This window comes from Brevundimonas sp. Br13 (assembly GCF_055391505.1).
Window position 1 is genome coordinate 1491239 of record NZ_AP044008.1, and the last position, 22195, is coordinate 1513433.

Sequence of the window (22195 nt, forward strand, 5' to 3'; positions counted from 1 at the left end):
GCCCAGGTGCTGGCCTGTGACGGCGCTCGCCGGCTGGCGGTGGAGACGCTTCTGGCCGAGCGGGCGATGCAGGCGGCGGGACGGGCGTCCGTCCCGCAGCCTTAAGAAGGCATGGGGCAAAAACGACTCGGCAACTTCTGCCGCCGCACGACAGAAGTTGCCGAGTTTTCCGCCTTTCCATCAACAACAAGGCAGAGAAATCAATGACTTGATGAAATGGGCTCGGCTCACCGGCTTGGCCCCGCCCTTGCTCTAGGGAGGGCGGAGCAAAATGCTCCCGACGCTAAAACGGCGTCGCACATGCACAGAAGTGAAAGAGGGCAGCCAAAATGGCGAGCATCAACACCAATTACGGCGCGTCCATCGCGCTGCAGAACCTGAACAAGACCAACGCCCAGTTGGAAATGACGCAAAACCGCGTCAACACGGGCATGAAGGTCTCCAGCGCCAAAGACAGCGGCGCCATCTACGCCATCGCCACCGGACAGCGCGCCAACATGGGCGCGATGGAGTCCGTGCGCGCCTCCCTGCAGCGCGGCCAGTCGATCGTCGATGTGGCCCTGGCCGCCGGCGATACGGTGACGGCCGCCCTGGAGGAGATGAAGGGGCTGGCGGTCAGCATCGCCGGTTCCACCGGGGCGACCCAGACCTCCTATCTGACGGACTTCCGCGCCCTGGGCGCCGAAATCACCTCGGCCCTGGCCGGGGCGGGCTTCGACGGGGTCAACCTGTGGACAGGCGCGACGGCGACCAATCTGATCAAGGACGTCAGCGGCGGCACGACGGCGATCGGCTTCACGGTCGCAGGCGGCATGGCCGCCGACACGGCCATCACCACCATCACCAACCAAGCCATCGCCGCCGGCGCCGCGACGACGGGCGCGGTCGACGCCGCCATCGCCAAGGTGACGGAAGCCCTTTCGACCCTGGGCACCCAGTCCAAGTCGGTCGGTCGGCAAGTGACCTTCCTGAACAAGCTGCAGGACGCGACCGAGGCGGGCATCGGCAATCTGGTGGATGCGGATCTGGCCAAGGAAAGCGCGCGCCTGACCGCCCTGCAGACCAAGCAACAGCTGGGCGTGCAGGCGCTGTCGATCGCCAACTCCTCCAGCCAGACCCTGCTGAGCCTCTTCCGCAACTAGGTCGGCCCTGAAGGCTGGCCCTGAAGGCCGCGTCTGAGGGCCGACGCCGCCCCGTTCGAGGGTCGTTCGTCGGGTCCTTTTGGGGCTCGGGTCGGCAAGATGTGCCCAGTGAACGGCGGGGGTCGGCAAATTCTGCCGGGCAAGAAGGAGGGTGAATCAATAGTAAACTAATGAAAACAGTGGCTTACCGTGACTTCTCGCCGTCGCCTCTGGCCCGGCAATTGCTTCTTACCCACTGAGCAAAAAGCTCCCTTCGCCAAAAGGGCGAAGGAATTCACGAAGTGAAAGGAACGCCAAAATGGCGAGCATCAATACGAACTACGGCGCGTCCATCGCGCTGCAGAACCTGAACAAGACCAACTCGGAGTTGGAGCGGACCCAAAACCGCATCAACACCGGCATGAAGGTCTCTTCGGCCAAGGACAGCGGGGCGATCTTCGCCATCGCCACGTCCCAACGCGCCAATGCGGCTTCGCAGGACGCGGTTCGCGCCGGCCTGCAACGGTCTCAGTCGATCACCGACGTGGCCCTGGCCGCCGGCGACACGATCACGGCCGCTCTGGAAGAAATGAAGAGCCTGGCCGTGTCCATCGCGGGCACGACGGCGGGTTCGGCCGCCGAAACCTCCTACCTGGCGGAATACAACGCCCTGGGTCTCGAAATCACCTCGGCGATTTCCGGCGCCTCGTTCGACGGCGTCAACAGCCTGACCACCCCCTTGGGCGTGGCCGGCGTGACCGACGTCAGCGGCGGCGGCAAGGCGCGCGCCGACGCCACGACCGCCAAGGTCGACACCGCCATCTCGACCGTGACCGCCGCCCTGTCGACCCTGGGCACCCAGTCCAAGTCGCTGGGTCGCCAGATCAGCTTCGTCAACAAGCTTCAGGACGCTCTTGAAGCCGGCGTGGGCAATCTGGTGGACGCCGACCTGGCCAAGGAAAGCGCCAAGCTGACCGCCCTGCAGACCAAGCAACAGCTGGGCGTGCAGGCGCTGTCGATCGCCAACTCCTCCAGCCAGACCCTGCTGAGCCTCTTCCGCTAAGGCCCGGAGGCCCGGTCGCCTCGGCGGCCGGGCCAAGGTCTTGAACCCCGAGCAAAACGCTCCCGTCGCCAAAACGGCGTCGGCCATCACGAAGTGAAAGGAACGCCAAAATGGCGAGTGTGAACACCAACTACGGCGCGTCCATCGCGCTGCAGAACCTGAACAAGACCAACTCAGAGTTGGAGCGGACCCAAAACCGCATCAACACCGGCATGAAGGTCTCGTCGGCCAAGGACAGCGGGGCGATCTTCGCCATCGCCACGTCTCAACGGGCGTCGGCCGCTTCGCAAGACGCGGTGAGGAGCTCGATCCAGCGCGGCCAATCCATCGTCGACGTGGCCCTGGCCGCCGGCGATACGATCACTTCCGCTCTGCAAGAGCAGAAGGCCCTGGCGGTCAGCATCGCCGGCTCCACCGGCGCGGCCCAGACCTCCTACCTGGCCGAATACAACGCCCTGGGGACTGAAATCGCCAGCGCCCTGTCCGGCGCGACGTTTGACGGCGTCAATCTGTTCTCCGCCAACGCCGCCGCGATCACGGTGCAGACCGGGCCGTCGACCACCTATACGCTGAAGGCCATCGCCGGCGCCGCGACCTCGGTCGCCACGACGACGACGGCGACGTCTGGCGATGCGGCGACCCTGGGGGCGACGGTGGACGGGGCCATCACGGCCTTCACCGCCATCCTGTCGGACTTCGGCACCAAGTCGAAGTCGCTGGGTCGTCAGATCAGCTTCGTCAACAAGCTTCAGGACGCTCTTGAAGCCGGCGTGGGCAATCTGGTGGACGCCGACCTGGCCAAGGAAAGCGCCAAGCTGACCGCCCTGCAAACCAAGCAACAGCTGGGCGTGCAGGCGCTGTCGATCGCCAACTCCTCCAGCCAGACCCTGCTGAGCCTCTTCCGCTAAGGCCCGGAGGCCCGGTCGCCTCGGCAGCCGGGCCAAGGCTTTGAAACCCCGAGCAAAATGCTCCCGACGCCAAAACGGCGTCGGCCCTCACAAAGTGAAGAAGGAACGCCAAAATGGCGAGTGTGAACACCAACTACGGCGCGTCCATCGCGCTGCAGAACCTGAACAAGACCAACTCGGAGTTGGAGCGGACCCAAAACCGCATCAACACCGGCATGAAGGTCTCGTCGGCCAAGGACAGCGGGGCGATATTCGCCATCGCCACGTCCCAACGCGCCGCCGCCAGCGCTCAGGACTCAGTCCGCAGCTCGATCCAGCGCGGCCAATCCATCGTCGACGTGGCCCTGGCCGCCGGCGATACGATCACGGCCGCTCTGGAAGAGATGAAGGGCCTGGCCGTCAGCATCGCCGGTTCCACCGGCTCGGCCAAGACCTCCTATGAGAACGAGTTCGCGGCCCTGGGTCAGGAAATCAAGAGCGCGCTGGACGGCGCCAGCTTCGACGGGGTCAACCTGTTGAAGACGGCCTCAACCGGCGGCACTGCGGTCAACGTCCGTATCGGCACGGGCGCCACCGACACCAAGACCATCGGCATCACGACCGATCTCAGCGCCAATACGGACCTGGCCAAGTTCACGGCCGCGTCTCCGACGGTGGCTGACTTCACCTCGGCCAACGTCGATCTGGTGATGACGGCCGTGACGACGGCCCTGTCGACCCTGGGCACCCAGTCCAAGTCGCTGGGGCGCACCATCAGCTTCGTCAACAAGCTTCAGGACTCCCTTGAAGCCGGCGTGGGCAATCTGGTGGACGCCGACCTGGCCAAGGAAAGCGCGCGCCTGACCGCCCTGCAGACCAAGCAACAGCTGGGCGTGCAGGCGCTGTCGATCGCCAACTCCTCCAGCCAGACCGTGCTGAGCCTCTTCCGCTAAGACCCGGAGGCCCGGTCGCCTCGGCGGCAGGGCCAAGGTCTTGAACCCCGAGCAAAACGCTCCCGTCGCCAAAACGGCGTCGGCCATCACGAAGTGAAGAAGGAACGCCAAAATGGCGAGCATCAATACGAACTACGGCGCCTCGATCGCGCTGCAAAACCTGAACAAGACCAACTCGGAGCTGGAGCGGACCCAAAACCGCATCAACACCGGCATGAAGGTCTCGTCGGCCAAGGACAGCGGGGCGATCTATTCGATCGCCACGTCGCAACGGGCCGCCGCCGCTTCGCAAGACGCGGTCCGCGCCGGTCTGCAACGCACCCAATCGATCACCGACGTGGCCCTGGCCGCAGGCGATACGATCACGGCCGCTCTGGAAGAAATGAAGGGGCTGGCGGTCAGCATCGCCGGATCCACCGGCGCGGCCCAGACCTCCTACCTGGCCGAATACAACGCCCTGGGTACGGAAATCGCTTCGGCGATCACCGGCGCCTCCTTTGACGGCGTCAACAGCCTGACGGCGCTCGGCTCGAACGCGGCGATCACCGCCGTGAACACCGGCAGCATCACCGCCGCCAACGCCACGACCGCCAACGTCGACGCCGCCATTGCGGCGACGACCTCGACCCTGTCGACCCTGGGCACCCAGTCCAAGTCGCTGGGCCGTCAGATCAGCTTCGTCAACAAGCTTCAGGACGCTCTTGAAGCCGGCGTGGGCAATCTGGTGGACGCCGACCTGGCCAAGGAAAGCGCCAAGTTGACCGCCCTGCAGACCAAGCAACAGCTGGGCGTGCAGGCGCTGTCGATCGCCAACTCGTCGAGCCAAACCCTGCTCGGCCTGTTCCGCTAAGGCGAGCGGCCGGGGCGGTTTCGCGACCGCCCCGGCCATCGTCCTCGTTTCATCAAGGAGACGCGGAGTGATCCGCGCAAGGAGCCATGACGGAGAATGTCGCCAGAATAAGCAGCGCTCTTGCACCCGTCGCACCCGCCAAGGCGGCCGAAGCCTCCTTGGAGGTGAAGCCCGTGAACGCCTCGGCCGCCGCGCCGACCGCGGATGAAGCGCCCCAGACGCCCAACAGTCTTGCAGACCCCGGACGCTATCGTCTGACGATCGAGGCGGTCGGTCGTCACCGCTTTGTCTACAAGGTTCTGGATCGGGTGACGGGCGAGGTGATCCGCCAACTGCCTCGCGAAGACGTCGAGAAGCTGATCAGCGATCCGACCTATCGCGGAGGCCGGGTGGTCGACACCGCCGTCTGAGCCGGCGGGAGAGCCTGAATTTTTAACGCCGCCGGCCCGCCGGACGGCGCAATCATGGTTTCCGGGGCGTTAACCATCCGCTCACGACTCATGATTAATACTGGCAGGAACAGAAAGTCCGGGGCTTGAAGCCATGACCAGCAGTATCCACACCAACACCTCGGCGATGATCGCCCTGCAGAACCTGAATCGCACCAGCGAGAACCTGGCGTCGACGCAGAGCCGGGTGAATACGGGGCTGAAGGTGCAGGGCGCCAAGGACAATGCTGCGGTGTGGGCTGTGGCCCAGGGCCAGCGGGCGGACCGAGGGTCGCTGGAGGCGGTCACCACCAGCCTGAACCGCGCCACCTCGATCGCCGACGTCTCCCTGGCCGCCGGGGAGCAGATTTCGGACATCCTCCTGGAGCTGAAGCAGAAGGCCACTGCGGCTGCCGACCCCAGCGCCACGGCGGCGACGCGCGCCTCCTACGATCAGGAATTCCAGTCGCTGCTGAAGTCGATCCAGTCGTTCGCCGACAACGCCATCTTCGACGGCGCCAATATTCTGGACGGCTCGGCGACGGCGGATCTGAACTTTCTCGCCAGCGCCGACGGCAATGAGACGATCGCCTTGAAGCGTCAGAACCTCGGCCTGGTGGGCTTGGGTCTGGCGGCCAACTCCTTCGATTCCGATCCCGCCACCGCCGGCGTTCAGGCCTGGACCAACAACGCCGCCACGCCGGAAGACGAAACCCTGCTGAATGCCGCGCCCGACCTGCTGACCCAGGAAAAGGCCAAGTTCGCCCTTCAGCGGATCGATGCGGCCATCACCGTCGCCGGCTCGCGCCTGTCGGAACTGGGCGCCCAGGCCAAACAGATCGAACGCCACACCACCTATGTCGGCAAGCTGTCGGATTCGCTGGAGGCGGGCATCGGCAATCTGGTGGACGCCGACCTGGCCAAGGAAAGCGCGCGGCTTCAAGCCCTGCAGGTCCAGCAGCAGCTGGGGGTTCAGGCCCTGGCGATCGCCAACCAGGCGCCGCAGATGATCCTGTCGCTGTTCAAGGGCTGATAGGGCGACTTAACAGCTCGTTATCGCTTGCGTCGTAGGCTGCCCCTGAGCGGAGCCGCGCTATGATAAGCAACAGCTATTTGCTAGGTCTGTATGGGATTTCGGCGGACTCGTCCTCGCTGATCGGCGCCTCTGCGACTCCGGCCAAGGCCAAGAAGACCCAGCCCACCGCGCCCTGGGCCAATTCCTCTGCTGCGACGGCGCCCAAGGCCAGCGACCTGGTGCGGGCGGCCCTGGCCGGGCGCAAGGTGATCGACGAGAGCGCCGTCGATCTGGATATGGCGGGCGCGTCCCCCGACTATCGCAAGCTTTTCGCCATCTACCAGGGACTGAACACGCTGAGCGCCCTGGCGGATCGCGCCGACGACAAGGGGTTGACCAAGCTCGAGGCGGATCAGCTGAACCGGCGCTTCTCCGCCGGTCTCGAAGAGGTGTCCAAATATCTCCAGACTGCCAAGTTCGAGGATTTGAAGGTCGTTCAGGGCGTCTCTAAAACCAGTGTGAAGACCGGCTACGCCCAGGAAAAGGCGCCCGCCAGCTTCGTCGCCAAGCCGATCCATGAGGGCGCCCTGGATGCGCCGGTCGCCGCCTTCGCCGGCGACGTCAAGTTCGCCATGTCGGTCAAGAGCGCCACGGGAACCGTCTCGGTGTCCATGGACCTGTCGGAGATGGGCGATACGACGCGCACCCTGGACAATGTCGTGGCCTATATGAACGGCAAGCTGGAAGCGGCCGGGGTAGCCAGCCGCATGGGCCGCGAAATGATCAAGGTCGAGCCCAAGACGATCAAGAGCGGCGACAAGACCATCACCCTGCCGGCGGGGCCGGACCAGTGGGCGTTGAAGGTCTGGGGTTCTTCCGGGGAGACCGTCTCCTATCAGGCCGTCGATACGTCTGACGCCGTCTATGTGACGCAGAATGTCGGCGGGACGACGGGTTCGAGCCAGCTTTTGAAGTTTCAGACGGACGGGGGCGCCGCCCCGACGCCGCAGCAGGGCGTGGCTGACCCCTTCTGGGTCGAAGGCCGGTTGGGCCGATCCGAACTTCCGCCGGGCGTCGAATCCGTCCGCGACAGCGTGACGACCGCCGACGGCTCGGTTTGGGTGTTGGCTGACCTGAAGGCGGGGGAGGCCAATCAGCCCATCAAGGGGACGCGCGACGTCGCCCTGATGAAGTACGACAGCGCCGGAAATCTGGTGCAGACCAAGCTCCTGGGCGCCGCCAGCAAGGCCAACGGCTTTTCTCTGGCGGCGGCGGCGGACGGCCGCATCGCTGTCGCGGGCTCTGTCACCGGGGCCCTTGAGCCGGGCAAGAGCGGGGCCGATGCGGCTGTGGCCGACAGTTTCGTCACCGTCTTCGACAGTTCGGGCCAGGAGCTTTGGACCCAACGCCGCGGCGCGAAGGCGGCGGACGAAGCGACCCAGGTGGGCTTCGGCGCCGACGGCCTGGTCTATGTCGCGGGTCGGTCGAAGTCGGCCATGCCGGGCACGATGGCTCTCGGCGGCTGGGACAGCTATGTCCAGACCTTTTCCCAGACCGCGCCGAATCGAAAAGGCGTCGTGACGGCGATCAACATGTCCACCCAGCAGTTCGGTACGGGCGGAGATGACTCGATCCAGGCCATGACCGTGTCCGGCGCGGATCTGTTCACCGCCGGCGTGGAGAACGGCCGCGCGGTGGTTCGCCGGTTCACGCTGGACGCCTCGGGCGTTCCCACCCTGGCCGCGACGCGCGACCTGGGATCGGCCAGCGGCAAGATCGCGGGAATCTCCGTCGAAAACGGCAAGGTGGTGCTGACGGGGGAAACCAGCAATCCGGCCCTGGACCTGGGAACCCCGATCCAGGCGCATGCGGGGGGCACGGACGTCTTCGTCGCCGCCTTCTCGACCGATCTTCAGGACACCGGCGCCGATCGCCTGACCTATTTCGGCGGGGCGGGGGACGACACCGCCGCCGATGTCGAGGTGCGCGACGGCAAGGTCTGGATCACCGGCTCGAACCGGGATGCGGGGGCGACAAAGACCGATCCGACGCGCGCCTATCTGGCGCGGCTGGATCTGGCGACGGGCGCGGTGGAGTCCAACCAGACCTGGCGCGCCGACGGCGACCAGGCCAAGCCCGCCAGCCTCAGCATCGTCTCCGGCGGCGCCAGCGTTCTGGATCGGCTGGGCTTGCCGCAGGGCGAAGTCATGCAGGCGGACTCCAAACTTCTGACCGTGGCGACCTCCGCCCGTGTCGGGGATCAGTTCTCGATTACCCCGGCCGGCGGGGGGCGAGCCCTGACCGTCACCATCGAAGCCAAGGATACGCTGGACACCCTGGCCAAGAAGATTTCCGTCGCCTCGGGGCGTCAGCTGGAGGCCAAGATCGTCTCCGACCTGAAATCGAATCCGCCGACCCAGAGGCTGCAGATCACCCCCGCGGCCAATCGCGAGGGCGCGGTCATCACGGCCGGACCCGCCGGCAAGGATGCTCTGGCCGCCCTGGGTCTGACGCCCGGCCTCATCAGCAAAACGGCGACGAGCGACAAGAAGACGATCGGGCTGAATCTGCCCAACACTCTGAATCTGAACGACGCCGCCTCGATCAAGGCCGCGAACGACGCCCTGGCCGCCGCCCTGACGGCGGTCCGCTCCGGCTATCGCGCCCTGGCTCCCTCCACTGGGACGATCACCAACACCCAGACGAACAAGGGCTCGTCCACCGTCTATCAGCAGACCCAACTGGCCAACTATCAGGCGGCGCTCAGCCGTCTTGTCGGCTGATTGCGAAGGCGCGTGGTTCCCGGTTGACGGCCGGCGCCGGTTCCGGGTTATTGGACGCCTCAGTCGCGAAAGTTCGCCATGGCCCTTCCTCAAGACAATCGCGTCATCATCGCCGTCGGCGCCGGACTGGTGATCATCGCCGCTGTCGTACTGGCTCTGATCTTCACCAGCGGCGGCGAAAAGACGCCTGAGGCGCCGCCGGCGTCCAAAGGCGGCCTGACGGTCGATCTGGCCGACGCCCCCTCGCTGGAGCCGACGCGCGAACTGCGCTGCTTCGTCAACGGTCAGTTCGTCGGGATGGCGACCCTGGCGGACTGCGCCCAGCGCAACGGTCTGGCGACCGACGCCCTGGACGTCGGCATTGACGAGACGGGCGCCCTGGCCGCCGCGCCGACCGCCGCCTTCGCCCCGCCGCCGGAGCTGCCGTCCGTCGAACTGGCCCAGGCGGAACCCGCGCCGCACATGGAACCCAAGCCCACGACGCCCAGCGCGCCTGCGTCTTCGGCGCCGGCGGCGGCGGGCGCGCAGTGTCTGCGCCACACCGGCTCAGACTGGCGCGTCCTGTCCAGCGGCATGAGCCTGAACGCCTGCGTCCAGGCCCTTTACGCCGGAACCTGCGTCCGTCCCGGCGACGCTCAGTACGGCCGCTGGGGCGAGACCACCCTGCGTCTGGTGCCGCGTCGCGTGGAACAGTCCAGCGACAACACCCGTTTCCGCACCTTGGCGGAACAGGACCGCAACTGCCAATTCCCGGGTCTGAACTGATGCGCGTGCTCGCCCTTTCGATGATCGCCGCCGCCGCTCTGGGCGCCTGCTCCAACGCGCCGAAGTTCGAGTTCCAGCCCGGCGTCTGCTATTTCGTCGCCACGCCGGACGGACAGCCGCCGCGGCTTCAGAAGATGAGCGAAAACGTCGCCCAGATCGAACTGTGCGCCGCCCAGTTGGAGGAGATGCGCCTGCGTTTCCTGCGCATGGGCGGCTCGAATCAAGAGGTGGCCGGCGCCTATCAGGGCCGCTTCATCTTCATTGATCGGGAGGGGGTGAAGTTCGGCAAGAGCCTGACGGGAAGCCGCTTCTTCGCCATGGCCCGCACCGGCGACGGGCGGCTGGCGATACCGGGCGCGATCCAGAGGGACGAGACGGGCCGGCCCGTCGCCGTCGCCGCGCCCCCGCCCGAGACGCCCTGACCGCTCAGCCGGTCTTCGTTCGAGGGACTTGCGGCCCTCGAACAAAAGTGGAACAAAGCGTTAATCCACCGTTTTGGCGGGTTGGGCGTCGAATGCGGCTGACGGTGATCCGCAGCGGCTCTAAGACATCCGACTGAATTTGAAGGGCGGGCGAGGTGATCGCCGGTCTGGTGAGAAGGAAGTTTCCATGGCGGGCAGCGTCAACAAGGTCATTCTGGTCGGCAATCTGGGCCGGGATCCTGAAATCCGGTCGATGCCGAACGGCGACCGCATCGCCAACCTGTCCATCGCCACCTCGGAAACCTGGCGCGACAAGTCGACCGGCGAGCGCAAGGAAAAGACCGAGTGGCACCGGGTCGTCATCTTCAACGACAACATCGTCAAGGTGGTCGAGAACTATGTGAAGAAGGGCTCGACCGTCTATGTCGAGGGCGCGCTCCAGACCCGGAAGTGGACCGATCAGCAGGGCGTCGAAAAGTATTCGACCGAGATCGTGGTCAGCCGCTTCAAGGGCGAACTGACCATGCTGGGCGGCCGGTCCGAGGGCGGCGCCTCCCAGGGCGGCGGCTACGGCGGCGGTCGCGGCGACGACGACTATTCCTCGGGCTTCTCCACCGGCGGCGCCAACCGCCCCAGCGGGCCCAAGGAAAGCTACGACCTGAACGACGACATTCCGTTCTAAGCGCTCGAGGTGGGGCGGGGGCCTTACAGCTATCGTGAGGATCCCGCCGTGCCGGTGTTCCCGGACGACCGGCCCCTGGTTCTTTTCGACGGGGATTGCGCGCTCTGCTCCGGCTCGGCGCGCAAGATCCTGAAGGCGGATCGGGCCGGGCTGTTCCGGCTGGCGCCGACCCAGTCGGCCTTGGGGCGGGCGCTCTTGACCCATTACGACGTCGATCCGGACGACCCCGCCACGATGCTGCTGATCCAGGACGGCATGGCGCGCGAACGTTCCGACGCCGTCCTGGCCATCGCCGCCCAGCTGCCTGCACCCTATCGGTGGGCGATCATCGGTCGGATCGCGCCCCGGTTCATTCGCGACCGGCTTTATGATTTCGTGGCGCGTCGCCGTCGCCGGTTTTCCGGCGCGACCTGGTGCGCTCTTCCGCCAGCGGGCGTCGATCTGAAGGACAGAGTGCTGGGATGAGCGGTCGCGTGCTGGTGTTGGGCGCCAACGGCTTCATCGGCTCGCATATGGCGGCGGCCCTGTCCGTCGAAGGCTGGACGATCCGCGCGGGCGCGCGGCGTATCGCCGAACCGTCCCGACGCGCGCCGGGTTTCGACTGGGTCGCGGCCGACTTTTCGAAACTGACGACGGCCCAGGCCTGGGCGCCGCTGCTGGAGGGGGTGTCGGCCGTGGTGAACTGCGTCGGCGTGCTTCAGGACGGCGGCGGCGACAGCACTCGCGCCGCCCATGTCGACGGCCCGCGCGCCCTCATCGCGGCGTGCGAGGCGGCGGGCGTGGCCCGACTGATCCACATCTCCGCCGTCGGCGCCGACGAAGCGGCCGGCACCGACTACGCCCGCACCAAGGCCGAGACCGAACGACTGGTCGAGGACAGCGCGCTGGACTGGCTGGTCCTGCGGCCGTCGCTGGTGGTGGACCGGGCGGCCTTCGGCGGCACGGGTCTGATCCGCGCGCTGGCGGCCTTTCCGCTGTTTTCGCCCGTCGTCGGCGGCGACCAGATCTTCCGTCCGATCCCCTTGGGCGATCTCACCGTCGCCGTCGTCGCAGCCCTGCGGCCCGGCGCCCCGTCGCGCCTGATCCTGGACATGCCCGGGCCGGAGGCGGTGACCATGGCCGAGACGGTGCGCCTCTATCGCGGCTGGCTGGGCTTGAAGCCGGCGCCGGTCGTTCGGGTTCCCCGCGCCCTGGCCGCGCCCGCCCTGGCGATCGGCGATCTGCTGGGACGGCTGGGCTGGTCCTCGCCGATCCGCACCACGGCCATGCGCCAGATGGATCACGACGTCGCCGGTCGCGACAGCGGCTGGGCCGAGCGGCTGGGCGTATCGTCGCGCGGCTTTTCCCGCTTCCTGGCCGAGACCCCGGCCTCGGTCCAGGACGTCTGGCACGCCCGCCTGTGGTTCGTCCGCCCGATTTCGATCCTGACCCTGGGCCTGTTCTGGCTGATCACCGGCCTGATCAGTTTCGGCCCCGGCTGGAGCGGCGCCGTCGCCATATTGCACGAAGGCGGCTATGGCCGCTGGGCCGGGCCGGTGGCCGGGTGGGGCGCCCTGCTGGACGTGGTTCTGGGCCTGGCCCTGTTCGTGCGGCCCTGGACGGCGCGGGTGGCGATCCTCATGTGCGTGGCCACCGTGGGCTATCTGATCGCCGGCAGCCTCAGCCTGCCGCACTACTGGATCGACCCCTTGGGGCCGTGGCTGAAAGTCCTGCCGATGATGGCCCTCTGCCTGTTCGTCGCCGCAACGGACGCCCGCCGATGAGCCTCTATTTCGCGCTGAAGATCATCCACATCCTGTCCGGTGCCGTCCTGTTCGGCACAGGCGCAGGCATCGCCTTCTTCATGCTGCGCGCCCACGCCACGCGCGACGCCAGGACGGTGGCCGAGGTCGGCCGTATCGTGGTCCTGGCCGATTTCGTCTTCACCGCCACCGCCGTCGTGGTCCAGCCGATCAGCGGCCTGGGCCTGATCCATCTGCAGGGCTGGTCCCTGACCAGTCCCTGGCTGCTGGCGGCTTACGGGCTCTATGTCTTTGTCGGCCTCTGCTGGCTGCCGGTCGTCTGGATTCAGTACCGGATGATGAAATTGGCCCAGCAGGCGGCGGGGCAGGGGGCGGCCCTGCCGCCGGCCTATCATCGCCTGTTCCGCTGGTGGTTCGCCCTGGGCTGGCCCGCCTTCGCCGGCGTCCTGGCCATCTATTGGCTGATGGTCGCCAAGCCGACGTTCTAAGTTCTACCAGACCGCTTGATCGAAATGGCGCAGGATCACCCGGTCGGCGGTGATCAGCGTCGCCCCGTCGGCCATGGCGTTGGCGACGATCAGCCGGTCGAACGGATCGCGCGTCCAGGCGAAGCGGCAGGCGGCCTCGGCGACGGCGGCGGCCGAGGCGTCCGACAACTCCAGATCCAGACGCTCCTGAAGGTCATGCAGCAGAAGGTCGGCCGTCTTCAGCTTGACCCGACCGATCTCGATCAGGATTTCGATCTCCACCACGACCAAGGGGGACAGACGCAGGTCGCGAGCCCGCGCCAACTGCGCCTTCGCCGCGCGGCTGATCTGCCGATCCAGTCGGTAATAGAGCCAGAGGGCGACCTGGGTGTCGAGGTGGATCACTTGTCCTCGAAGTCGAACTTGGTGTCCGGATCCCAGGTCCAATGGCTCTTGTTGGTGTCGATGTCGTCGGGGCAGTCGTCGGCGCCTTCCCGCACGCCCTGGGCCATATAGGCGTCCCAGCGTTCTTCGGGCGTCATCGGTTTTGCGGGGGTCTCGGCGATCAAGGTCAGCCGCCGCCCGCCGCGCCGGATCACCAGCGGCTCGCCGGTCTCCAGCACGCTGTCGACCAGCCGGAACAGGTCCTTGCGCAAGGCGGTCAGGGTGACTTCGGTCATATGTACATGTTGGGCGTCAGGCCTGTACATGTCAATGCAACGCGCGGACACGGCATGTGAAGGGCGTTCTGGCGCGCACCGTGCCATAGGCGGGGCATGTCCGATGCCGCCGCCGCCCCCCCGCCCGCCCCGCCGCCTGCAAAGCCCCATGCCCTGACCGGGCTGGAGATCGCCGCCATCGCTGCGATCATCATCGTCTGGGGCGTGAACAATGCGGGCGCCAAGCTGGCGACCGAGCAGCTGTCGCCTCTGCTGGTCGGGGCGATCCGGTTCGGCATCGCCACCGCCTGCCTGATCGTCTTCGTCCGTCCGCCCTTCCCGGACTGGCGCAGCCTGACCCTGATCGTCCTGCTGGGGGGGCCGATCCAATATGGTCTGGCCTATACCGCCTACTGGTTGGCGACCGACGTCAGTCCGGTCACCGTGGCCAACCAGCTGTGGATTCCCTTTACGGCCCTGTTCGCCTTCCTGATCCTGGGCGAGCGGCTGAACAAGGCGGCCCTGGTCGGCATGGGAGTGGCCTTTGTCGGCGTGGCCTGGATGACCCTGGACGCCCATGCGCTTCAGGACTGGAAGGCCATTCTGGTCGCCATTGCGGCCGGCGCCGCCTGGGGCGTGACCACGGTGGTCGCGCGGCGCACCACCTCGATCCCGCCGCTGAAGATGCAGGGCCTTTTGGCGCTGGGCGCCTTTCCGGTCATGGCCTTCGGCTCGGCGGTGTTCGAGCATGGCCAGTGGGAGGCGGTGAAGGCGGCGTCGCCCATGGTCTGGGCCTCGCTGCTGTGGGCCGGGATCACCTCGTCCGTGCTGGCGACCACCCTGCTGTTCTGGCTGGTGCAGAGGCGCGAGGCCGGCCGGGTCACGCCCTATCTGCTGGTCACGCCGGTCGTGTCCATGCTGATCGGCTGGGGCTTCATGGGCGACGTGCTGACGCCCCAGATCCTGACGGGTTCGGCCATCGCCATGGGCGGGGTGGCCCTGGTGGCCCTGGCCGAACGGGGCTTGCGCGCGGGGGCCGCCAAGGCTTGATCTGGGGCGCAAGCCTCAGGAGCCCGCCCTTGTCCCACGCCCCGATCGACGCCGACCATCTGTCCCGCCGCTGGCTGGGCAAGGCCAAACACGATCTGCCCGCAAACGCCGCCAGCGTGATGCAGAGCACCGCCGACCGACGTCCCATTTCCGAGGACGTCAACACCGCCTTTCAGGGGCGTCAGACCTTCGGCGACCGACTGGCGGATCGGGTCGCCGCCTTCGGCGGGTCCTGGCCCTTCATCATCGCCTTCGGCGTGTTTCTGGCGCTCTGGACCGCCGGGAACCTGCTGTTGCGCAAGGCCGCCTTTGATCCCTATCCCTTCATCTTCCTGAACCTGGTCCTGTCCATGCTGGCCGCGGTGCAGGCGCCCGTGATCATGATGAGCCAGAACCGCCAGGCGGCGAAGGACCGGCTGGACGCCAGCAACGACTATCAGGTCAATCTGAAGGCCGAGATCGAGATCATGGCCCTGCTGGACAAGGTGGAGCAGCTGACGGCCCGCCAGGAGGAACAGACCCGCATGATCGAGCGGTTGCTGATCCAGAAGGGGCGATGACGCCACACCCCCGTCATCCTCGGGGTGAGGCCCGGGGATGACGCAGGAGGGCGAGAGAACTCAGCTCGCGCTCAGGGCCGCACAGGCCACCCGATCGCCGGCGCCGCCGATCGGCTGGGTCGAATGGTCGTCGGGATTGGCGTGGATGATGATGGCCGAGCCGTCTTCGTCCCACAGCCACTGGCCGGGGCCTTCCGAGGAAATGCGCGCGCGGGTGGTGAAGAGTTCGGCGTTCACCTTGCCGTCCGCCCCCGCATAGACGTTCGGCAGATCGCCGTCGTCCGGCCCTTGGGCGTTCAGCAGGCCGTGCGGGGCCTTGGGCTCGCTGTGGTTGATATGGCCGCCGGACGAGGTGAAGGGGGCGGCGCAGGCGCCCGTCGCATGGATGTGGATGCCGTGCCAGCCCGGCGTCAGGCCGGAAGCCTCGATCTTGATCAGAAGGCCGGTCGGCCCCTGACGCAAATCGACGCGACCGATGTTGGCGCCCGAGGCGTTGACCAAGACTGCCTGTCCCGCCGCACCGACCGGGGCGAGCTCGGCCTGGGTCTGGGGGGCGTTGCCGGTCGCGGCGCAGGCTGCGGTGAAGGCCAGGGGAGACGCCAGGGCGACGGCGAAGGCGAGGGTCTTGGCGTGCATGTGGAAAGTCCTTTCAGAGACGGGCTTTCACGGCGGCGTCGCTTTGCCACCGCGATGCTAGAATGCTAGAAAACGCGACAGCGGATCACGTTCCGATTCCGGCCGCATAAAGCCACGCTTCCTTGACCGACGACAGCTACGAAAACGCCGCAACTCCGATTGTTCCGGGAGGCGGCGGCTCAGACATTTCCACGATCACCATCGAGGACGAACTGAAGCGTTCGTACCTCGACTACGCCATGAGCGTGATCGTCAGCCGCGCCCTGCCTGACGCCCGTGACGGGCTGAAGCCGGTTCACCGTCGCATCCTCTATTCGATGCACGACCTGAACATGACGCCCGAGCGCAGCTATTCGAAATGCGCGCGCGTGGTCGGCGACGTGCTGGGGCGGTTCCACCCCCACGGCGACGCCTCGGTCTATATGGCCCTGGTGCGGATGGCCCAGCCCTTCTCCATGGGGCTGATGCTGGTCGACGGGCAGGGGAACTTCGGCTCGGTTGACGGCGATATGCCGGCCTCGATGCGTTACACCGAGTGCCGGATGGCGCCGGCCGCCACGGCCCTGATGGCCGACATCGACAAGGACACGGTCGATTTCCAGCCGAACTATGACGAGAAGGAGCTGGAGCCGGTCGTCCTGCCCAGCCGAATCCCGAATCTGCTGGTCAACGGCGCGGGCGGCATCGCCGTCGGCATGGCGACCAACATCCCGCCCCATAATCTGGGCGAGGTCGTCGATGCGGCCCTGGCCCTGCTGGATGATCCCAACGTTTCGGACGACGCCCTTTTGGACATCGTGCCCGGCCCGGACTTCCCCACCGGCGGCGAGATCATGGGCCGCACCGCGCCGCGCAATGCGCTGCGCGACGGTCGCGGCTCGGTCGTCGTGCGCGGCCGCGCCTCGATCGAGGAGATCCGCAAGGATCGCGAGGCCATCGTCGTCACCGAACTGCCCTACCAGGTCAACAAACAGACGCTGATCGAGCGCATCGCCGAAATGGTTCGCGAGAAGCGTCTGGAGGGCGTCTCCGACGTTCGCGACGAATCCGACCGTCAGGGCATGCGGATCGTCATCGAGCTGAAACGGGACGCCTCGGGCGACGTCATCCTGAACCAGCTGTGGCGCTACACCGCCATGCAGAGCTCGTTCGGCGTCAACATGCTGGCGCTGAACCACGGCCGACCGGAGCAGATGGGCCTGCGCGCTCTTCTGGAAGCCTTCCTCGACTTCCGCGAGGAGGTGGTGGTCCGCCGCGTCAAGTTCGAGCTGAACAAGGCCCGCGACCGCGGCCACGTCCTGGTCGGTCTCGCCGTCGCCGTCGCCAATATCGACGAGGTCATCCACATTATCCGCTCCTCGGCCGATCCGACCGAGGCGCGCGAGCGGCTGCAAGCCAAGGCCTGGCCCGTCGGCGACATGATGGCCCTGGTCGAGCTGATCGCCGACCCGCGCAGCGTGATCGTCGAGGGCGACAAGATCCGCCTGACCGACGAACAGGCTCGCGCCATCCTGGCCCTGACCCTGTCGCGTCTGACCGGCCTGGGCCGCGACGACATCTTCGGCGAGGCGCACGGCCTGGCCGACACCATCCAGGGCCACCTGACCATCCTGTCGGACCGCAAGAACGTCCTGGCCATCATTCGCGACGACCTGATCGACGTGAAGGCCAAGTTCGCCGTGCCGCGTCGCACCCTGATCGGGGAAGGCGACGGCGAGATGGAGGACGAGGACCTGATCCCGCGTGAGGACATGGTCGTCACCGTCACCCACGGCGGTTATGTCAAGCGCGTGGCCCTGAACGCCTATCGGACCCAGCATCGCGGCGGCAAGGGCCGTTCGGGCATGGCCATGAAGGACGAGGACGCCATCACCGGCGTGTTCAGCGCCTCGACCCACACCCCGGTCCTGTTCTTCGCCACCAACGGCAAGGCCTATAAGCTGAAGACCTGGCGCCTGCCGCTGGGCAATCCGCAGTCGCGCGGCAAGGCCTTCGTCAACCTGCTGCCCATCGAGCCGGGCGACAGCATCATGAACGTCCTGCCCCTGCCCGAGGACGAGGCGACCTGGGGCGATTACGACATCATGTTCGCCACCCGCTCGGGCGACGTGCGCCGCAACAAGCTGTCGGACTTCGCCACGGTCAACCGCGCCGGCAAGATCGCCATGAAGCTGGAAGGCGACGACCGCATGGTCGGCGTCGGCCTGTGCACGGCGGACGACGACGTGCTGCTGACCACGGCCCTGGGCCGCGCCATCCGCTTCAAGGCCGACGACGTGCGCGTCTTCAAGGGCCGGGATTCGACCGGCGTCCGGGGCGTGCGCCTGCAGGACGGGGACGAGGTCATCTCCATGGCCATCCTGGGCCGGGTCGACGCCACGCCGGAAGAACGCGCCGCCTACGTCAAACACGCCAACGCCATGCGCAAGGCCCTGGCCGGCGCCGAGGGCGAAGAGGAGCCGCCGGCCGCTGAGGCCGAGGACGACGTCGCCGAGGCCCCGATCTCGCCCGAGCGGATCGCCGAACTGGGCGCGGCCGAACAGTTCATCCTGACGGTCACGGAAACCGGCTTCGGCAAGCGGTCCTCCGCCTATGAGTATCGCCGCACAGGTCGCGGCGGCCAGGGGCTGACGGCCCACGGCCTGGGCGGCCGCGCGGGCGCGCGCCTGGCCGCGGCCTTCCCGGTCGAGGAGACCGACGACCTGCTGCTGGTCACCTCGGGCGGCCAGATGATCCGCACCCGCGTGGATCAGGTCCGCATCGTCGGCCGCTCCAGCCAGGGCGTCACCATCTTCCGCACCGGCAAGGACGAAAGGGTCGTCTCGGTCGAACGCCTGCCGGAAAGCGGCGGCGAGGATGAGGCGGACGTCGCCGGTGAAGAGGGCGGCGAGGCCTGATCAGGCGACGAGGACGAGGCGGTCGGCGAAGCCTTCCGCCTCGGCGCGTCGAGCCAGTCGGGCGTCCAGCGTCGCGACCTGGCTGTCTCGCACTTCCGCCAAGGCGATATAGGTCGCGTCATAGACGGAAAACCGGTGACGCGCGGCCAGGTCATAGGCGCGCGCCAACAGGTCCGGCAGTGATACCGGCATGGCCATCATGCCACGCGCCGTATCGACGGCTTCCGCCCCGAGATGCTCGGAGCATTCGCCTCGCCAGACCTTCTTCGCCGCTATGCTGGCGATTTCGAGCGGCATCAGGTCGGACGCGATCATGATCCGCTCCGAGCTTACGCAGTCGCCCAGAAACCGTCTGGCGGCGGCGGAATGTTCCTCGTCGAACAGGGCTGCCGCAAAGACCGAGGCGTCGATCACCACCTCATCGGCCATCGCGATCTTCCCGGATCAGATCGACGCTGGAAACGCTGGAATAGATCGAGCGGCTGCGTGAGCGGTCCATCCGGTCCAGAAAGGCCTCGTTCCGGCTTCGTGCGGTTTCGTTCAACAGGAGGGCGACGGCCGTTCCAAGATCGACGCCGCGCTCCTGACAGGTGCGCTCCACTAAACTGCGCGCAGCGGGCGTCAGGGCGGCCAAGGATAGAAGGGCGCCCCCTACCCCCGTTTCGGTCTGTTCCTTTACGAAGGTGACCTCGTTCCGAGCGGGATTGAGCTTGGCCTTGCGGCCCGCTTTCAGCCAGGCCTTGGCCTGAACATGGGTGTCGGTATTGGCCCACCATTGACGCCTTATCCGCTCGTCATAGGCGGATTGGGGAAGCTTTCGGCCCAGCAGGGCTTCGATCTCTTCGAACGACAGAGTGAGGGCGTTTTGCTTCGTTTGGGCGAGGCGGTATTCCAGCGGGGCGTAGACCGACATTTCGGCAACTCCAAAGTTATATAACTTTATATATAGGTACATACCGATAATGTCGATCCTGATCGACGGCCTTCCCGCCGCCCCTGACGACCTGGCGCACCAGGCCTTGGTCAACTACGGCGCCTACACCTCCTTCCGCGTCGAGCATGGCGGGGTCCGGGGGCTCGACCTGCATCTCGCCCGGCTGGATCAGGCCGCCGTCGAACTGTTCGGCGAAAGCCCCGGCGAGGCCGAGGTCCGGCGTCTGTCGGCGCTGGCTGTCGAAGGGCGCGACGCCTGCTGGCTGCGGGTCAGCCTGTTCTCACCGGAGATCGGCCACCGCAATCCGTCCTTCGTCGGACGGCCCAAGGTGATGACCGTCGTCTCGCCGCCGCCGCCGCCCTTGGCGACCTCGATGCGGGTCACCGCCGTCCCCTATGTCCGCGAGGCGCCGCATTTGAAGCATGTCGCCACCTTTGGTCAGACGCGCATGCGCCGGGCCGCGCGGGCGGGGGGCTTTGACGACGCCTTGTTCGTCGACGATCAGGGTCATGTGTCCGAAGGCGTCACCTGGAACATCGGCTTCATCCAGGTGGATCGGATCATCTGGCCCCAGGCGCCGATGCTGGCGGGCGTGACCCAGGTCCTGATCGACCGGGGGCTGGCTGGGCAGGGGCTGTCGTCTCAGACCCGCCCAGTGCATGTGTCCGAACTGGCGGGTTTCGACGGCGCCTTTCTGTGCAACAGCGCAACGCCCGTCTGTCCGGTCACCCATATTGACCAGGCGACGTTCGCCAATGATCCCGCCGTTCTGGACCGGCTCAACCAGGCTTGGCTGGCGCAGCGGCCTCAGTCAATCGCCGATTGAGCATGACGATCGCGTCAGCCGTCTAGGCCGTCGATTTCGCACCTGCTAAGTCACCCCCGACGGCAGGCGACAAGCCGGGGGAGAAAACGCCATGCGCATCGGACTTTATCCGGGCACCTTCGATCCGGTCACGAACGGCCATACCGACATTATCAAACGGGCCCTGAAGCTGGTCGATCGGGTCGTCATCGGCGTGGCCCAGAATGACGAGAAGGGACCGTTGTTCACCACGGCCGAGCGGGTCGAGATGCTTCGGACCGAGGTCGCGAGCCTGGGCGGGGACATCGTGGTCCAGCCCTTTTCGACCCTGCTGATGCATTTCGCGGAAGAGCTGAACGCCAATGTCATCATTCGCGGTTTGCGCGCGGTCGCCGATTTCGAATACGAGTTCCAGATGACGGCCATGAACCAGCGCCTCAATCAGGACATCGAGACGGTCTTTCTGATGGCTGATCCTCGGCATCAGGCCATCGCCTCGCGCCTGGTCAAGGAGATCGCCCGTCTGGACGGCGCGATCGACAGTTTCGTCAGCCCCGCCGTCGCCGCGCGCGTCCGGGACAAGGTCAAGAACAGAGGATGAGTTCGGCAATGCGTCTTGGTGTGATCGCGGCGGCCGCCGCCGCCCTTCTGGGGACCGTTTCGGCCCAGGCTCAAAGCCAGGTCCAGGCTCCTGCCTCGGACTGGCGGACGGTGGCGCCGGAAAACCTGCTGGTCATCGACACCTCGAAGGGCCGCATTCTGGTCGAGCTGACGCCGGTGGCCGCCCCGGCCCACGCCGAACGCATCCGCACCCTGGCCAACCAGGGCTTCTATGACGGGCTGAAATTCCACCGCGTCATCCCCGACTTCATGGCCCAGACCGGCGACCCCCAGGGCACGGGCGAGGGCGGCAGCGACCTGCCCGACCTGAAGGCCGAGTTCAGCTTCCGCCGCGGTCGCGACGCCGGCTTCGTCGCCGTGCCGAACGCCGGACAGGGGGTGCGCGGCCTGGTCGGCGTTCTGCCGGTCGAGACCCAGCCCGACGCCCAGATGATGGTGACGGCCGACTTCAAGGTCGCGGCCCACGGCCTGTTCTGCCCCGGCGTTCTGGGCATGGCGCGGGCGGGTTCGCCTGACAGCGCCAACAGTCAGTTCTTCCTGATGATGGGCGACCGGGACCAGTTGAACGGCGTCTATACCGCCTTCGGCCGCGTGGTCTCGGGCCTGGACGTCGTCAACAAGCTGAACAAGGGCTCTGACGCCGAGGACGGCAAGGTGGCCAATCCCGATGTGATGACCAGGGTCCGCATGGCCTCGGCCCTGCCCGAGGGCGAACGCCCGACCGTGCGGGTGCTGAACCCCGCCAGCGCCGCCTTCGCCGAACGAATCGCCGCGGCCCGCACCGCGCGCGGCGGCGGCTTCACCATCTGCGACGTCCAGCCGGTGGCCGAGGTCGTCGGGGGCTGAGACGCGACA

25 protein-coding genes are annotated in these 22195 nt (G+C 66.8%); 20 read left to right on the top strand and 5 right to left on the bottom strand.

Annotated features, from left to right (window positions below; all coding sequences use genetic code 11):
* Nucleotides 1-329: 329 nt before the first annotated feature.
* The 14 genes from ACZ5M6_RS07245 (at nucleotide 330) to ACZ5M6_RS07310 (ending at nucleotide 13199) form a co-directional block, all read left to right on the top strand.
* Nucleotides 330-1142: a flagellin gene (locus ACZ5M6_RS07245; protein ID WP_054765098.1), complete on the top strand. Its 813-nt coding sequence runs from the start codon at nucleotides 330-332 to the stop codon at nucleotides 1140-1142.
* Nucleotides 1143-1440: 298 nt separating this feature from the next.
* The gene (locus ACZ5M6_RS07250; protein ID WP_054765099.1) at nucleotides 1441-2184 is read left to right on the top strand and encodes a flagellin; all 744 of its coding nucleotides are present in this window, start codon (nucleotides 1441-1443) and stop codon (nucleotides 2182-2184) included.
* 110 nt (nucleotides 2185-2294) lie between these two features.
* Nucleotides 2295-3092, top strand: coding sequence for a flagellin (locus ACZ5M6_RS07255; protein WP_152949782.1), 798 nt, complete (start codon nucleotides 2295-2297; stop codon nucleotides 3090-3092).
* A 113-nt stretch (nucleotides 3093-3205) separates the two neighbouring features.
* The gene (locus ACZ5M6_RS07260) at nucleotides 3206-4024 is read left to right on the top strand and encodes a flagellin (protein ID WP_054765101.1); all 819 of its coding nucleotides are present in this window, start codon (nucleotides 3206-3208) and stop codon (nucleotides 4022-4024) included.
* Between the two features lie 112 nt (nucleotides 4025-4136).
* Nucleotides 4137-4874 (top strand): flagellin, encoded by a 738-nt coding sequence (locus ACZ5M6_RS07265; RefSeq protein WP_054765102.1) that lies wholly within the window; start codon nucleotides 4137-4139, stop codon nucleotides 4872-4874.
* Between the two features lie 86 nt (nucleotides 4875-4960).
* Nucleotides 4961-5284, top strand: coding sequence for a flagellar protein FlaG (locus tag ACZ5M6_RS07270; RefSeq protein WP_228186257.1), 324 nt, complete (start codon nucleotides 4961-4963; stop codon nucleotides 5282-5284).
* Nucleotides 5285-5417: 133 nt separating this feature from the next.
* Nucleotides 5418-6335, top strand: a complete 918-nt coding sequence (locus ACZ5M6_RS07275) for a flagellin (protein ID WP_054765103.1) — start codon at nucleotides 5418-5420, stop codon at nucleotides 6333-6335.
* Between the two features lie 62 nt (nucleotides 6336-6397).
* Nucleotides 6398-9100, top strand: a complete 2703-nt coding sequence (locus ACZ5M6_RS07280; protein WP_464160030.1) for a transcriptional regulator — start codon at nucleotides 6398-6400, stop codon at nucleotides 9098-9100.
* A gap of 78 nt (nucleotides 9101-9178) precedes the next feature.
* Complete coding sequence (locus ACZ5M6_RS07285) at nucleotides 9179-9865, top strand: hypothetical protein (protein WP_182714466.1); 687 nt, start codon at nucleotides 9179-9181, stop codon at nucleotides 9863-9865.
* Nucleotides 9865-10287 carry a PDC sensor domain-containing protein gene (locus tag ACZ5M6_RS07290; protein ID WP_152949785.1) on the top strand — a complete coding sequence of 141 codons (423 nt, stop codon included), beginning with the start codon at nucleotides 9865-9867 and terminating at the stop codon, nucleotides 10285-10287. The genes ACZ5M6_RS07285 and ACZ5M6_RS07290 overlap by 1 nt, the downstream gene beginning before the upstream one ends.
* A gap of 187 nt (nucleotides 10288-10474) precedes the next feature.
* The gene (ssb, locus tag ACZ5M6_RS07295) at nucleotides 10475-10969 is read left to right on the top strand and encodes a single-stranded DNA-binding protein (protein WP_054766868.1); all 495 of its coding nucleotides are present in this window, start codon (nucleotides 10475-10477) and stop codon (nucleotides 10967-10969) included.
* Between the two features lie 48 nt (nucleotides 10970-11017).
* Nucleotides 11018-11434 carry a thiol-disulfide oxidoreductase DCC family protein gene (locus ACZ5M6_RS07300; protein ID WP_464160031.1) on the top strand — a complete coding sequence of 139 codons (417 nt, stop codon included), beginning with the start codon at nucleotides 11018-11020 and terminating at the stop codon, nucleotides 11432-11434.
* On the top strand, nucleotides 11431-12732 hold the full coding sequence (locus ACZ5M6_RS07305; RefSeq protein WP_464160032.1) for an SDR family oxidoreductase: 1302 nt from the start codon (nucleotides 11431-11433) through the stop codon (nucleotides 12730-12732). Before ACZ5M6_RS07300 ends, ACZ5M6_RS07305 begins: the two co-directional genes overlap by 4 nt.
* Entirely contained in the window at nucleotides 12729-13199 is a 471-nt protein-coding gene (locus ACZ5M6_RS07310; RefSeq protein ID WP_464160033.1) for a DUF2269 family protein, read from the top strand. Before ACZ5M6_RS07305 ends, ACZ5M6_RS07310 begins: the two co-directional genes overlap by 4 nt.
* Nucleotides 13200-13202: 3 nt before the next feature.
* Here ACZ5M6_RS07310 and ACZ5M6_RS07315 read toward each other — a convergent pair whose 3' ends face one another.
* Nucleotides 13203-13583: a type II toxin-antitoxin system VapC family toxin gene (locus ACZ5M6_RS07315; protein ID WP_054765110.1), complete on the bottom strand. Its 381-nt coding sequence runs from the start codon at nucleotides 13581-13583 to the stop codon at nucleotides 13203-13205.
* Complete coding sequence (locus ACZ5M6_RS07320) at nucleotides 13580-13858, bottom strand: type II toxin-antitoxin system Phd/YefM family antitoxin (RefSeq protein ID WP_054765111.1); 279 nt, start codon at nucleotides 13856-13858, stop codon at nucleotides 13580-13582. Before ACZ5M6_RS07320 ends, ACZ5M6_RS07315 begins: the two co-directional genes overlap by 4 nt.
* Before the next feature lie 96 nt (nucleotides 13859-13954).
* On the opposite strand from ACZ5M6_RS07320, the gene ACZ5M6_RS07325 reads away from it, so the two are divergent.
* A complete protein-coding gene (locus ACZ5M6_RS07325) occupies nucleotides 13955-14887 on the top strand; it encodes a DMT family transporter (protein ID WP_464160034.1) in 933 nt (310 codons plus the stop codon).
* A 29-nt stretch (nucleotides 14888-14916) separates the two neighbouring features.
* On the top strand, nucleotides 14917-15447 hold the full coding sequence (locus ACZ5M6_RS07330; RefSeq protein WP_224764363.1) for a DUF1003 domain-containing protein: 531 nt from the start codon (nucleotides 14917-14919) through the stop codon (nucleotides 15445-15447).
* Between the two features lie 60 nt (nucleotides 15448-15507).
* Here ACZ5M6_RS07330 and ACZ5M6_RS07335 read toward each other — a convergent pair whose 3' ends face one another.
* Nucleotides 15508-16083 (bottom strand): superoxide dismutase family protein, encoded by a 576-nt coding sequence (locus ACZ5M6_RS07335; protein WP_464160035.1) that lies wholly within the window; start codon nucleotides 16081-16083, stop codon nucleotides 15508-15510.
* A 122-nt stretch (nucleotides 16084-16205) separates the two neighbouring features.
* Between ACZ5M6_RS07335 and gyrA the strand changes: the two genes are divergently transcribed.
* Nucleotides 16206-18980 (top strand): DNA gyrase subunit A, encoded by a 2775-nt coding sequence (gyrA, locus tag ACZ5M6_RS07340; RefSeq protein ID WP_464160036.1) that lies wholly within the window; start codon nucleotides 16206-16208, stop codon nucleotides 18978-18980.
* Here the strand turns inward: gyrA and ACZ5M6_RS07345 are convergent, their stop codons facing one another.
* Nucleotides 18981-19409, bottom strand: coding sequence for a type II toxin-antitoxin system VapC family toxin (locus tag ACZ5M6_RS07345; RefSeq protein ID WP_152949792.1), 429 nt, complete (start codon nucleotides 19407-19409; stop codon nucleotides 18981-18983). It abuts the gene before it with no gap.
* Nucleotides 19399-19893 carry a DUF7662 domain-containing protein gene (locus ACZ5M6_RS07350; RefSeq protein ID WP_464160037.1) on the bottom strand — a complete coding sequence of 165 codons (495 nt, stop codon included), beginning with the start codon at nucleotides 19891-19893 and terminating at the stop codon, nucleotides 19399-19401. Before ACZ5M6_RS07350 ends, ACZ5M6_RS07345 begins: the two co-directional genes overlap by 11 nt.
* 49 nt (nucleotides 19894-19942) lie before the next feature.
* Here ACZ5M6_RS07350 and ACZ5M6_RS07355 point away from each other — a divergent pair, with 49 nt between their 5' ends.
* The 3 genes from ACZ5M6_RS07355 (at nucleotide 19943) to ACZ5M6_RS07365 (ending at nucleotide 22186) form a co-directional block, all read left to right on the top strand.
* On the top strand, nucleotides 19943-20740 hold the full coding sequence (locus ACZ5M6_RS07355; protein ID WP_464160038.1) for an aminotransferase class IV: 798 nt from the start codon (nucleotides 19943-19945) through the stop codon (nucleotides 20738-20740).
* A 91-nt stretch (nucleotides 20741-20831) separates the two neighbouring features.
* The gene (gene coaD / locus ACZ5M6_RS07360; RefSeq protein WP_464160039.1) at nucleotides 20832-21320 is read left to right on the top strand and encodes a pantetheine-phosphate adenylyltransferase; all 489 of its coding nucleotides are present in this window, start codon (nucleotides 20832-20834) and stop codon (nucleotides 21318-21320) included.
* The gene (locus tag ACZ5M6_RS07365; protein ID WP_464160040.1) at nucleotides 21317-22186 is read left to right on the top strand and encodes a peptidylprolyl isomerase; all 870 of its coding nucleotides are present in this window, start codon (nucleotides 21317-21319) and stop codon (nucleotides 22184-22186) included. The genes coaD and ACZ5M6_RS07365 overlap by 4 nt, the downstream gene beginning before the upstream one ends.
* Nucleotides 22187-22195 lie beyond the last annotated feature (9 nt).

What these genes read in the sequence shown, in the direction of transcription:
- ACZ5M6_RS07365 (WP_464160040.1), top strand. Translation starts at nt 21,317, where the DNA reads ATGAGTTCGGCAATGCGTCTTGGTGTGATCGCGGCGGCCGCCGCCGCC.
- coaD (WP_464160039.1), top strand. Translation starts at nt 20,832, where the DNA reads ATGCGCATCGGACTTTATCCGGGCACCTTCGATCCGGTCACGAACGGC.
- ACZ5M6_RS07310 (WP_464160033.1), top strand. Translation starts at nt 12,729, where the DNA reads ATGAGCCTCTATTTCGCGCTGAAGATCATCCACATCCTGTCCGGTGCC.
- ACZ5M6_RS07325 (WP_464160034.1), top strand. Translation starts at nt 13,955, where the DNA reads ATGTCCGATGCCGCCGCCGCCCCCCCGCCCGCCCCGCCGCCTGCAAAG.
- ACZ5M6_RS07270 (WP_228186257.1), top strand. Translation starts at nt 4,961, where the DNA reads ATGACGGAGAATGTCGCCAGAATAAGCAGCGCTCTTGCACCCGTCGCA.
- ACZ5M6_RS07290 (WP_152949785.1), top strand. Translation starts at nt 9,865, where the DNA reads ATGCGCGTGCTCGCCCTTTCGATGATCGCCGCCGCCGCTCTGGGCGCC.
- ACZ5M6_RS07265 (WP_054765102.1), top strand. Translation starts at nt 4,137, where the DNA reads ATGGCGAGCATCAATACGAACTACGGCGCCTCGATCGCGCTGCAAAAC.
- ACZ5M6_RS07245 (WP_054765098.1), top strand. Translation starts at nt 330, where the DNA reads ATGGCGAGCATCAACACCAATTACGGCGCGTCCATCGCGCTGCAGAAC.
- ACZ5M6_RS07335 (WP_464160035.1), bottom strand. Translation starts at nt 16,083, where the DNA reads ATGCACGCCAAGACCCTCGCCTTCGCCGTCGCCCTGGCGTCTCCCCTG.
- ACZ5M6_RS07355 (WP_464160038.1), top strand. Translation starts at nt 19,943, where the DNA reads ATGTCGATCCTGATCGACGGCCTTCCCGCCGCCCCTGACGACCTGGCG.
- ACZ5M6_RS07255 (WP_152949782.1), top strand. Translation starts at nt 2,295, where the DNA reads ATGGCGAGTGTGAACACCAACTACGGCGCGTCCATCGCGCTGCAGAAC.
- ACZ5M6_RS07280 (WP_464160030.1), top strand. Translation starts at nt 6,398, where the DNA reads ATGATAAGCAACAGCTATTTGCTAGGTCTGTATGGGATTTCGGCGGAC.
- ACZ5M6_RS07350 (WP_464160037.1), bottom strand. Translation starts at nt 19,893, where the DNA reads ATGTCGGTCTACGCCCCGCTGGAATACCGCCTCGCCCAAACGAAGCAA.
- ACZ5M6_RS07260 (WP_054765101.1), top strand. Translation starts at nt 3,206, where the DNA reads ATGGCGAGTGTGAACACCAACTACGGCGCGTCCATCGCGCTGCAGAAC.
- ACZ5M6_RS07305 (WP_464160032.1), top strand. Translation starts at nt 11,431, where the DNA reads ATGAGCGGTCGCGTGCTGGTGTTGGGCGCCAACGGCTTCATCGGCTCG.
- ACZ5M6_RS07285 (WP_182714466.1), top strand. Translation starts at nt 9,179, where the DNA reads ATGGCCCTTCCTCAAGACAATCGCGTCATCATCGCCGTCGGCGCCGGA.
- ssb (WP_054766868.1), top strand. Translation starts at nt 10,475, where the DNA reads ATGGCGGGCAGCGTCAACAAGGTCATTCTGGTCGGCAATCTGGGCCGG.
- ACZ5M6_RS07250 (WP_054765099.1), top strand. Translation starts at nt 1,441, where the DNA reads ATGGCGAGCATCAATACGAACTACGGCGCGTCCATCGCGCTGCAGAAC.
- ACZ5M6_RS07320 (WP_054765111.1), bottom strand. Translation starts at nt 13,858, where the DNA reads ATGACCGAAGTCACCCTGACCGCCTTGCGCAAGGACCTGTTCCGGCTG.
- ACZ5M6_RS07275 (WP_054765103.1), top strand. Translation starts at nt 5,418, where the DNA reads ATGACCAGCAGTATCCACACCAACACCTCGGCGATGATCGCCCTGCAG.
- ACZ5M6_RS07345 (WP_152949792.1), bottom strand. Translation starts at nt 19,409, where the DNA reads ATGGCCGATGAGGTGGTGATCGACGCCTCGGTCTTTGCGGCAGCCCTG.